General features: G+C 61.7%; 13 protein-coding genes and 1 pseudogene. 10 read left to right on the top strand and 4 right to left on the bottom strand.

Annotated features, from left to right (window positions below):
- A partial coding sequence (locus B3F77_RS08835) for a hypothetical protein (RefSeq protein WP_293604600.1) occupies positions 1 to 328 on the top strand: 328 nt, incomplete at its 5' end.
- On the opposite strand, the gene B3F77_RS08830 is transcribed toward B3F77_RS08835, so the two are convergent.
- Positions 289 to 906 carry a zeta toxin family protein gene (locus B3F77_RS08830; protein WP_293604599.1) on the bottom strand — a complete coding sequence of 206 codons (618 nt, stop codon included), beginning with the start codon at positions 904 to 906 and terminating at the stop codon, positions 289 to 291. The genes B3F77_RS08835 and B3F77_RS08830 overlap by 40 nt on opposite strands.
- Before the next feature lies 1 nt (position 907).
- Positions 908 to 1,261, bottom strand: a complete 354-nt coding sequence (locus B3F77_RS08825; RefSeq protein ID WP_293604598.1) for a TA system antitoxin ParD family protein — start codon at positions 1,259 to 1,261, stop codon at positions 908 to 910.
- A 189-nt stretch (positions 1,262 to 1,450) separates the two neighbouring features.
- On the opposite strand from B3F77_RS08825, the pseudogene B3F77_RS08820 reads away from it, so the two are divergent.
- The 9 genes and pseudogenes from B3F77_RS08820 (at position 1,451) to B3F77_RS08780 (ending at position 6,528) form a co-directional block, all read left to right on the top strand.
- Positions 1,451 to 1,902, top strand: a pseudogene (locus tag B3F77_RS08820) (PPC domain-containing DNA-binding protein).
- A gap of 9 nt (positions 1,903 to 1,911) precedes the next feature.
- Positions 1,912 to 2,220, top strand: a complete 309-nt coding sequence (locus B3F77_RS08815) for a nucleotidyltransferase family protein (protein WP_293604597.1) — start codon at positions 1,912 to 1,914, stop codon at positions 2,218 to 2,220.
- Positions 2,210 to 2,560, top strand: a complete 351-nt coding sequence (locus B3F77_RS08810) for a DUF86 domain-containing protein (RefSeq protein WP_293604596.1) — start codon at positions 2,210 to 2,212, stop codon at positions 2,558 to 2,560. The genes B3F77_RS08815 and B3F77_RS08810 overlap by 11 nt, the downstream gene beginning before the upstream one ends.
- Before the next feature lie 102 nt (positions 2,561 to 2,662).
- Entirely contained in the window at positions 2,663 to 3,136 is a 474-nt protein-coding gene (locus B3F77_RS08805) for a PPC domain-containing DNA-binding protein (RefSeq protein ID WP_293604595.1), read from the top strand.
- Between the two features lie 26 nt (positions 3,137 to 3,162).
- Positions 3,163 to 3,498: an AbrB/MazE/SpoVT family DNA-binding domain-containing protein gene (locus B3F77_RS08800; RefSeq protein ID WP_293604594.1), complete on the top strand. Its 336-nt coding sequence runs from the start codon at positions 3,163 to 3,165 to the stop codon at positions 3,496 to 3,498.
- A complete protein-coding gene (locus tag B3F77_RS08795; RefSeq protein WP_293604593.1) occupies positions 3,495 to 3,935 on the top strand; it encodes a putative toxin-antitoxin system toxin component, PIN family in 441 nt (146 codons plus the stop codon). Before B3F77_RS08800 ends, B3F77_RS08795 begins: the two co-directional genes overlap by 4 nt.
- Positions 3,936 to 4,023: 88 nt before the next feature.
- A complete protein-coding gene (locus B3F77_RS08790) occupies positions 4,024 to 4,623 on the top strand; it encodes a transcriptional regulator (protein WP_293604592.1) in 600 nt (199 codons plus the stop codon).
- Entirely contained in the window at positions 4,607 to 5,035 is a 429-nt protein-coding gene (locus B3F77_RS08785; protein ID WP_293604591.1) for a hypothetical protein, read from the top strand. The genes B3F77_RS08790 and B3F77_RS08785 overlap by 17 nt, the downstream gene beginning before the upstream one ends.
- Entirely contained in the window at positions 5,032 to 6,528 is a 1,497-nt protein-coding gene (locus tag B3F77_RS08780; protein WP_293604590.1) for an HsdM family class I SAM-dependent methyltransferase, read from the top strand. The genes B3F77_RS08785 and B3F77_RS08780 overlap by 4 nt, the downstream gene beginning before the upstream one ends.
- A 15-nt stretch (positions 6,529 to 6,543) precedes the next feature.
- Here the strand turns inward: B3F77_RS08780 and B3F77_RS08775 are convergent, their stop codons facing one another.
- Both B3F77_RS08775 and B3F77_RS08770 read right to left on the bottom strand, forming a co-directional pair.
- The gene (locus B3F77_RS08775) at positions 6,544 to 7,458 is read right to left on the bottom strand and encodes a DMT family transporter (RefSeq protein ID WP_293604589.1); all 915 of its coding nucleotides are present in this window, start codon (positions 7,456 to 7,458) and stop codon (positions 6,544 to 6,546) included.
- Positions 7,459 to 7,738: 280 nt separating this feature from the next.
- The gene (locus B3F77_RS08770) at positions 7,739 to 9,118 is read right to left on the bottom strand and encodes an MmgE/PrpD family protein (RefSeq protein WP_293604588.1); all 1,380 of its coding nucleotides are present in this window, start codon (positions 9,116 to 9,118) and stop codon (positions 7,739 to 7,741) included.
- Between the last annotated feature and the right edge of the window lie 23 nt (positions 9,119 to 9,141).

Here is a 9,141-nt window from a genome sequence, read left to right as displayed (position 1 = left end):
AGATGTGTATAAGAGACAGCAATTGGACCGGCTGGCGGCGTTTTCGTCGGAAGTGCAGGGGTTGTTACCGTTGGCAGAGCCCGCCCGCAAAAACAAAAAACTCCCGGTGGATCAGCTCAAAGGTGTCATTCAACAGCTATGCCACGGGCGTTGGCTGTCGACAGCTGAGCTGGCGGCGCTTGTTGCCCGTGACGCAGAGAAGTTGCAGTCCCGTTTTCTGACTGCGATGGTGAGAGAAGGGACATTGGAATTACGGTATCCAGAAGTTCGCAATCGACCAGACCAGGGCTACCGTACATGTGATGAAAATTCACTATCAAAACAGTAGCTTCTTGCGCAATGGGTACGGGCGCTGAAGCCAGATTTCATCCCCAAAGAACTTGCTGCGCCCACTGGGGCAGTGGCTGTACCAGTTCCTTCGTCCAAGTCCCTTTGCACAAGGCCACAGCAGTAGCGGCCCAGAATGCGATCGGCTGGCACCGGGTGACCGCCTTCAGCGACCCGCTGCGCGACGCGCGCCAGCAACCGCTGGGGCTGGTCTAGCGCCACAACCAGCAGCATGACGAAAAAGCCCTGCGCTTGGGCTTCTTCAATCAGCGTCAGTTTGGATACATGCGAGAACACGGTTTCACTCACGAAAGACAGACCCGTGCTGACTAATTCGGCTCGACGGCTATCGGCCCACAAACGCGCTTGCTCCGAGCGGGCTTGGACGTCTGTGACGTGTTGCAGGTGCGCAGCCTCGTACAGATCCGCGTTCACGAACTCGGCTGAACTGGGGATGGTGCCCGCCAGAACCAGAGCCTTGTACAAGGTGGATTTGCCTGCGCCATTGGGCCCGGCCAGCAGGTAGAAGACGGGCTTGTGGGTGTCTTGGCGCTGCGGTATGGGGGCAACCTGCCCCATGTCAGGCGGCTTGGCCAGTGGCTTTGCTGCGGTTGCTGGCCACTACCTCACGTACGCGCTGGGCCAAGCTGCCATCGGCTTCTGCGCTCATAAATTGGGCGAGCAGGGCATCTGCCTGTCCCGTAGGCTCTGGGGTGCCGGGGCGGGCGCGGCGGGCAGCGGCTTCATAGTTGGCAATGGCGGTCTGGGCCTCTTGTGCGGTAAGCCCGCTGTGCTCCACGATGCGGCCCAGCGTGGCCCAATATTCCACTTGGCCTGCCACTGACCGGCGCATGGGCTGCGCGGCCTCGCGGGCTTGCGCCACCAGAGCAAAGGGAAGTTTGACGGATGCAAATGCGGAACTGGGCTGGGCCATGGTGTTTCTCCTGTTTGGAGCATTTTGCGCCAATACGCGCCATTATGTCTATGTTTTTAAGTTAACAAGCCCTGATGTCGAATTGGACGAGTGACAGCGATCTATGATGTTGAACCTTAATCCACTATTATTCTTATAGCTGCTTGCGCAATGAGTACGGGGCCTACAGGCCAATTTCTTATAAAAATCATGCAAACCCTGCCAATCCGCCTAACCCCGGGCCAGGATTTGCGCGTACCGTTGGAGGCGGCTGTCGGCAGTCGGCAGTCGAGGCTGCCGCCGCTTTCGTGCTCTCCGGCATCGGCAGCCTGTCAACCGCCGGTCTTCGGTTCGCGGGGGCTTCAACGCCACAGCGGCTGACGGGTGCCACTGAAATCCTGAGCCTGTCTGGCACCGTGGCGTTCAACGGCTCACATAGCAGCTCGCACCTGCATATGGCGCTGTCCACTGCCACGGGCGAGGTCTTCGGTGGGCATGTGGCGCCAGGCTGCATCGTGCGCACCACGGCAGAAGTTCTGCTGGCGCTGCTGCCGGAATGGGAGTTTGCCCGTGAGCACTATGCGTTGACGGGGTATGGCGAACTGGTGGTGCGTGCGAGGGCCGATGAAGACAACAGGTCTGTAGTCCACAAACCCGCCTAAAATTCCCCCATGCACCCCGCCATCGCCCAACACCGCTCCGGCATATCAGCCATCTGTCAGCGTTACCGCATCAGCCGGTTGGATGTGTTTGGCTCTGCGGCCCGTGCCGATGACTTCAACCCCGCCAGCAGCGATGCCGACTTTCTGGTGGAGTTCGCGCTAGACGCCCATCCTGGGCTGGACGAGTTTTTCGGCGCCAAGACCGCGCTGGAGCAGTTGCTTGGCCGCAGTGTCGATCTCGTTGAGCCCGGCGCGGTGCGCAACCCCTACGTGCTGGCCAGCATCAACCGCAATCGGGAATCAATTTATGCAGCGTGACCCGCGTGCCTTTTTGTGGGATGTGCGCGAGTCGGCTTTAGCGATCCAGACTTTCACCGCTGGCATGGACGCTGGCGCGTACGCAGCCAACGAAATGGCGCAGTCGGCGGTAGAGCGCAAGTTTGAAATCATCGGCGAGGCGCTCAATCAGCTAGCTAAGCTGGACGCAGCCCTGGCGGCCCGCATTCCAGATTTTCCGCAGATCGTGGCGTTTCGCAACCAGCTCATTCATGGCTATGCCACCGTGAATGTCGGCACGGTTTGGAACGTGACTCAGAACGCGCTGCCACCATTGGTCGGTTCCGTTCAGGCGCTATTGGACGAACTCGGCGACGCTTAAGCATCGCCGGATGTTACAAATCGCAGCTTCATTTGCTATAAAAAATGAAGCTGCTTGCGCAATGAATACGAGGGCTATCGGTCTATTTGTTATGAAAAAATCATGCAAACCCTCCCAATCCGCCTAACCCAAGGCCAAGACCTCCGCCAATCCATTGAAGCCGCCGTGCGCAGTCAAAACTGCTGCGCCGCTTTCGTGCTCTCTGGCATCGGCAGCCTGTCAACCGCAGGTCTTCGGTTCGCGAGGGCGGATCAGCCGCAGCGCCTGACGGGCGACACTGAAATCTTGAGTCTGTCTGGCACCGTGGCGGTAAACGGGTTGGATAGCGGCTCATATAGCAGCTCGCACCTGCATATGGCGCTGTCCACTGCCACGGGCGAGGTCTTCGGTGGGCATGTGGCGCCAGACTGCATCGTGCACACCACCGCAGAAGTTCTGCTGGCCCTGCTGCCTGAATGGGAGTTTGCGCGCGAGCCCGATGCCTTGACGGGGTATGACGAGCTGGTGGTGCGGGCGCTTGATGTCACAAACTGTGACGTCAAGTCTGGACAAGCAAGCGGTAAAGCGATAGAGTAAGGATTCCTTACTTTAGCCAATTCACCATGCTCGCCAAAATCACCTCCAAAAACCAGCTCACGCTACCCAAGAGCGTGACGCAAGCCGTGGGCGCTACTGAGTACTTTGACGTGGAAGCCCGAGCCGGGCAGATCATTCTCACGCCGGTGCGCATTCAGCGCGGCGATGCGGTGCGAGCCAAGCTGGCCGAGCTGGATTTGAGCGATGCAGACATCGCGGATGCCGTGGCGTGGGCGCGGTCAGCCGTTGCAGCCCCCGTATTGGCGGCGGAGCCAGTGGCGTCTTATGGCGCTGCTACTGTGAAGACCAAACCGGCGGCACGGAAAAAGGTCGCTTCTAAAAAGCCAGCGTCCAAAGCATGAGCGCCCCTTTGCGTGTGGTGCTCGACACCAACGTGGTGCTCTCGGCGCTGGTGTTTGGTGGTGGCAGGGCCGGGCGATTGCGCCTGAGCTGGCAGCAGGGCGTTTTTGTGCCGCTGGCAAGTACCGCCACCGCGCAAGAGCTGGTGCGGGTGCTGGCGTACCCCAAGTTTCGTCTTTCCAAGCTGGAGCAAAACGAATTGCTGGCCGACTACCTGCCATGCACGCAAACGGTGCGCATTCCCCAGCCACTCCCGACAGTGCCAGAGTGCCGCGACCCGCTGGATATGCCATTCATGCACTTGGCAGTGGCGGGCAAGGCAAAAGTGCTGGTGTCGGGTGACCGGGACTTGCTGGCGCTGGTGGATGAGTTTGAGCGCGCCTTCGATTGCCCGATCGTGAGTCTCGACGCGTTTGTTCGGACCTACCTAGTTGGGTAATGCGACTGAAATTCAACGTGTTGACGATGCCGTCATGCCCAATTTAGGTATTAAAATGCCCAAATTAGGCATTTACTAAGCTTTCCAGATGTCATCACCTAACGCCAGCCTTGCCGACGCTTTGTTCTCCACCACGCAGCAGCGCGTGCTGGGGCTGCTCTTTGGCCAGCCAGACCGCAGCTTTTACGCCACCGAGCTGATTGGCTTGGCAGGCGTTGGCTCGGGTGGGGTGCAGCGCGAGCTGGCACGCTTGGCGCAAAGCGGGTTGGTCACGGTGCGGCCGGTGGGCAACCAGAAGCACTACCAGGCCAACCCCGATTCCCCCATTTATACCGAGCTGTGCGGCATTGCGCGCAAGACGGTAGGTTTGGCCGAACCTTTGCGGCAGGCGTTGACACCGCTGGCAGGGCAGATCAAGGCCGCATTTGTATATGGCTCCGTGGCCAAGCGGCAAGACACGGCCGTCAGTGACATTGACTTGATGCTGCTGAGCGATAGCCTGAGCTATGCAGACACCTTTGCCGCGCTGGAGGCGGCCAGCACGCAGCTGGGCCGCACCGTTAACCCCACAATCTTCACGATGCAAGACTTGGCCAAGCGCATCGCGCAGGGCGAAGCTTTCATCACACGCGTGCTGGCCCAGCCCAAGCTGTGGCTGATAGGGGGCGACGATGACCTCCGCGTTTGACAACCTTGCCGGCCCGGGCAAACCGCTGCGGGCTGAGCCGCCGGATGCCAAAGAATTTGCGGGCTTGCAGCGGTCGGGCCTTGCGCGCCTGAAAGACGCCAATCAACCCGCGCTGGCCGTGGAAAGCCGATTTGATCTGGCCTATAACGCCGCCCACGCGCTGTGCCTGGCCGCGCTGCGCTGGCATGGCTACCGCTCGGGTAATCGCTTCATCGTTTTTCAGCTGCTGCCGCACACGCTGGGCTTGGGTCCTGAGGTATGGCGTGTGCTTTCCAAAGGGCACGACATTCGAAACCTGGGCGAATACGAGGGCGACATGAATGTGGACGAGCGCATCGTGGCCGACCTGATCACGGCTTGCCAAAAGGTGGACAACAAACTGGGCGCATTGCCCCCAATAGAACCTACATGAACTCAGCCACCATCGTCCAGAAGCTCTGGAACTACTGCAACGTGCTGCGCGACGACGGCATGAGCTACGGCGACTATGTCGAGCAGCTCACCTACCTGCTGTTCCTCAAGATGGCCGACGAGCGCAGCCAGCCGCCCTGGAGCCAGCCCAGCCCGATTGCCAAGGGGTTTGACTGGCCTTCGCTGCTGGCGCGGGATGGCGACGACCTGTTTGACCACTACCGCCACACGCTGGAGAAGCTGGGTGCCGAGAAAGGCACCATCGGCCTGATCTTCGGCAAGGCGCAAAACAAGTTCCAGGACCCGGCCAAGCTGCGCCGCCTGGTGGTGGACCTGATCGATTGTGAGAATTGGTCGGCCATGGGCGCCGATGTCAAAGGTGATGCCTACGAGGGTCTGCTGGAGAAGAACGCGCAAGACACCAAGAGCGGGGCCGGGCAGTACTTCACGCCGCGCCCGCTGATCCAGGCGATGGTGGACTGCATTGCGCCCAAGCCGGGCGAGACGGTGTGCGACCCGGCCTGTGGCACCGGCGGCTTTTTGTTGGCCGCGCACAACCATGTGGCGCAGCACAACCCCAACCTGACGCGCGAGCAGAAGAAGCACCTGAAAGAGTCCGCCCTGCGCGGCTGGGAGCTGGTGCAAAGCACCGCGCGCCTGGCGGCCATGAACATGATGCTGCACGGCATTGGCTCCGACAAATCGGTGCCCATCGTGGTGGCCGACGCGCTGGCGGCCGACCCTGGCGAGCGCTTTGACGTGGTGCTGGCCAATCCGCCCTTTGGCAAGAAGAGCAGCACCATGATCACCGGCGCCGAAGGCAAGGTGAGCACCGAAAAAGATGTGATCGAGCGCGACGACTTTTGGGCCACTACTTCGAACAAGCAGCTCAACTTTGTGCAGCACATCAAGACCCTGCTCAAGCAGCACGGCCGCGCCGCGGTGGTGCTGCCCGACAACGTGCTGTTTGAAGGCGGCGCGGGCGAGACCATCCGCAAGAAGCTGCTGCACGAGTGCGAGGTGCACACGCTGTTGCGCCTGCCCACCGGCCTGTTCTACGCGCAGGGCGTGAAAGCCAACGTGCTTTTTTTTGAGCGCAAGCCCGCCAGTGAAACGCCATGGACCAAAAAGCTGTGGATCTACGACCTGCGCACCAACCAGCACTTCACGCTCAAGACCAACCCGCTCAGGCGCGAACAGCTGGACGAGTTTGTCACCCTGTACAACCCGGCCAACCGTCATGACCGTAAAGCCACCTGGTCAGCTGAGAACGCCGAGGGCCGCTGGCGCGTGTACGACTACGCCGAGCTGATCGCCCGCGACAAGGCCAGTCTGGATATTTTCTGGCTCAAAGACGACTCACTGGCCGACAGCGACAACCTGCCGCCGCCTGACGTCATAGCCCAGGAGATCGTGGACGATCTGGAAGCCGCGCTGGAGCAGTTCCGGCTGATTGCTGGCGATTTGGGTGCCGATGTGGCGCAGCCCGCCTGAACCGCCTGCGGGTTCTCAATCCGCCGCTGCCTCCAGCGCCGCGCGCGTGCGGGCCCGCTCGCTGTGCAGCATGTACAAGCCCGCGCCCACCAGCAGTGCAATGCCGGCCCAAGCCAGGGCGTTGGGCACGTCGCCCCATACGACGTAGCCAAACACCAGCGCATACAGCAGGGCGGTGTAGCGAAAGGGCGCGATCACCGACATTTCGCCGGCGCGCATGCTGTTGATCAGCAGGTAGTAGCCCACGCACAGAAATGCCGACGCTGCCGCCAGCAGGCCCAGCTCGCGCCAGGCCAGAGGCTTCCAGCCCTCGGCGATGGACAGCACGCCTGAGAGCACAGTCACGGCCACGGCGGTGGCCAGGGTGATCAGGATGGAGGGCACATTGGGCGATATGTAGCGGGTGCTGGTGTCGCGCGCCGCGTGCAACACGCTGGCCATCACGCACAGCAGCGCATAGCTGTTGAAGCCCTGCACGCTGGGCTGAACCACCAGCAGCACGCCGCTAAAGCCGATACCAATGGCCAGCCAGCGCGCCGCACCCACGCGCTCGCCTAAAGCGAGCACGGCAAACAGGGTGATGAACAGCGGCGTGGCCAGGTTGATGGCGGTGGCATTGCCAATGGGGAGGTGAAACAGCGCCGTCAAATACACCATGGTGGCCACGGCATCCAGGGCCGAGCGCACCAGCACCGGCCGCTGCAGCAGGTCGCCCGGGCGGCGAGTGGCGCCCATGGCATGGGCCACCGCCAGCAGCAGCACGCAGGCAAGCAGCCCGCGGATGAAGATCAGCTGCGCGGCGGCCAGCGTCTGGCTCACGTATTTCACGAGCACATCATTGGCGATGAAGAAAGCCACGGAGCAGATCATGGACACGATACCGCGGCGGTTGGCTGCGCTGATCGCAGCGTGGGAGTGGGGGAGCAACATGAGAGCGCGTATTTTAGGCCGCACCGTCTTCCCACTGAGCGGGTGGGGCACTCAGTCGCTATAAGCTTGATAGCTGCTTACACCCGTCCGAAGAGGGTCATGGTCCGATTTTTCTTGTCATTTTCCGCGAAGCTGGAGTTCTTATAAAGTAAGGAATCCTTACTTTTGACAAATCGCCAAGCTCACCACCAACAAGCCGCTCACGCTGCCCAAGAGTGTGGGACGACAGCCTGGGCCTCTATCGCGCGCCAGTCGCCCACAACGACGATGTCTGGTCTGCTCATGCGCGCTGGGGCGACGCGAGGGCGACGAGCGCCCCTACGCTGGCGGCGGTGCCGATTTTCCAGCAGGCGTTGATCAACTCGCTGGTCTGCGCCGCACCCAGAACGGCATCCGACAGACCATGGAATTTCGCTTCCAGGTTGCCGTCGGTCATCGGGTTTTGCAGCGAGCCGATCGCATGCTCCACAAACACATGCACGCGGCGGCCATCTTTCAGCACGGCGGTCACATCGGCGCTGGCTTCGCTAATCGAATCATCGACCGTGGCGACGACCTTGCGGCGCAGCGCGACCATGTCGGCGCGGTTAACGATGTCGTCCGAGAACTCCTCTTCGGCGGCGCGGCCGAACGTCAGCCCCGCAGCGCAGCCGTGGTACACGCTGAACTTGGCCTGCAGGCCATCGGCGGGTTCCTTCTTGCCGGTGAGTTCCAGCACCAGCGAATGCACCTTGAGCTCGATGCGCTCCACCTGCTCGGGCGTGACGCCCTGCGCGCGCAGCTGGGCACAGGCGTCGATGCTGGGGTGAATCACGATGCCGCAGGCAAAGGGCTTGTAGCTGTTGAAGGAAATCTCAAAGCGCTGGCCCAGCTCACTGGTGATTTCGTTCCAGTCGTTTTTGGTCGAGACGGTTTGCATGAAACCGCGCGGCGCTTCCAGGGCCTTGGGGCTGGCAGTAAAGCCCTGGCTGGCGAGCAATGCCGACATCAGGCCCGCACGCGCGGCGGCGCCGGGGTGAAAAGGCTTGGTCATGGTGCCAAACTGTTCGCGCATGCCGACGGGCTGCGAGGCGGCAATGCCAAGCGCCATGGCGGTCTTCTGCGTATCGAGCTTGAGCAGGCGGGCGCAGCCAGCAGCAGCGCCCAGCATGCCGGTGGAGCCGGTGATGTGCCAGCCGCGGTCGTAGTGCTCGGGATACATGGCATTGCCGATGCGGCAGGAAACGTCAATGCCCAGCACCAGCGCATCGATCACGTCGCGGCCTGAGGCATTGTTGTGTTCCGCCAGCGCCAGCACGGCAGAAGCCACCGGCCCGGCGGGGTGGATGATGGTTTTCAGGTGCGTGTCGTCAAAGTCGAAGGTGTGCGAGGTGATGCCGTTGAGCAATGCCGCGCTGGCCATGTCGATCTTTTCCGTGCGGCCCAGCACGCTGGCCTGTGCGGCGGGCTGCAGCAGCTTGACAGCGGCCAGCGCCGCATCGGCGGCTTCGTGGTGCGCGGCGCCCACGGCGCAGCCCACCCAGTTCATGAAGGTGCGGTGCGCTTCGTGGTCAACCGCATCGCTCCAGCCGCCGGGCGGATGCGTGGCGACGAATTGGGCCAGGATGTGCGTGACGGGCGGGGCATTGTGGTCGGCGGCGACCTGGGTATTGCGGGCCATGCGTATTTTCCGGAAAACGGGGT

It is taken from the genome of Polaromonas sp. UBA4122, from assembly GCA_002381615.1.
GTDB lineage: Bacteria > Pseudomonadota > Gammaproteobacteria > Burkholderiales > Burkholderiaceae_C > Polaromonas.
The sequence above is the reverse complement of the archived record's forward strand: the minus strand, read 5'-3'. Positions and strand labels throughout refer to the sequence as shown.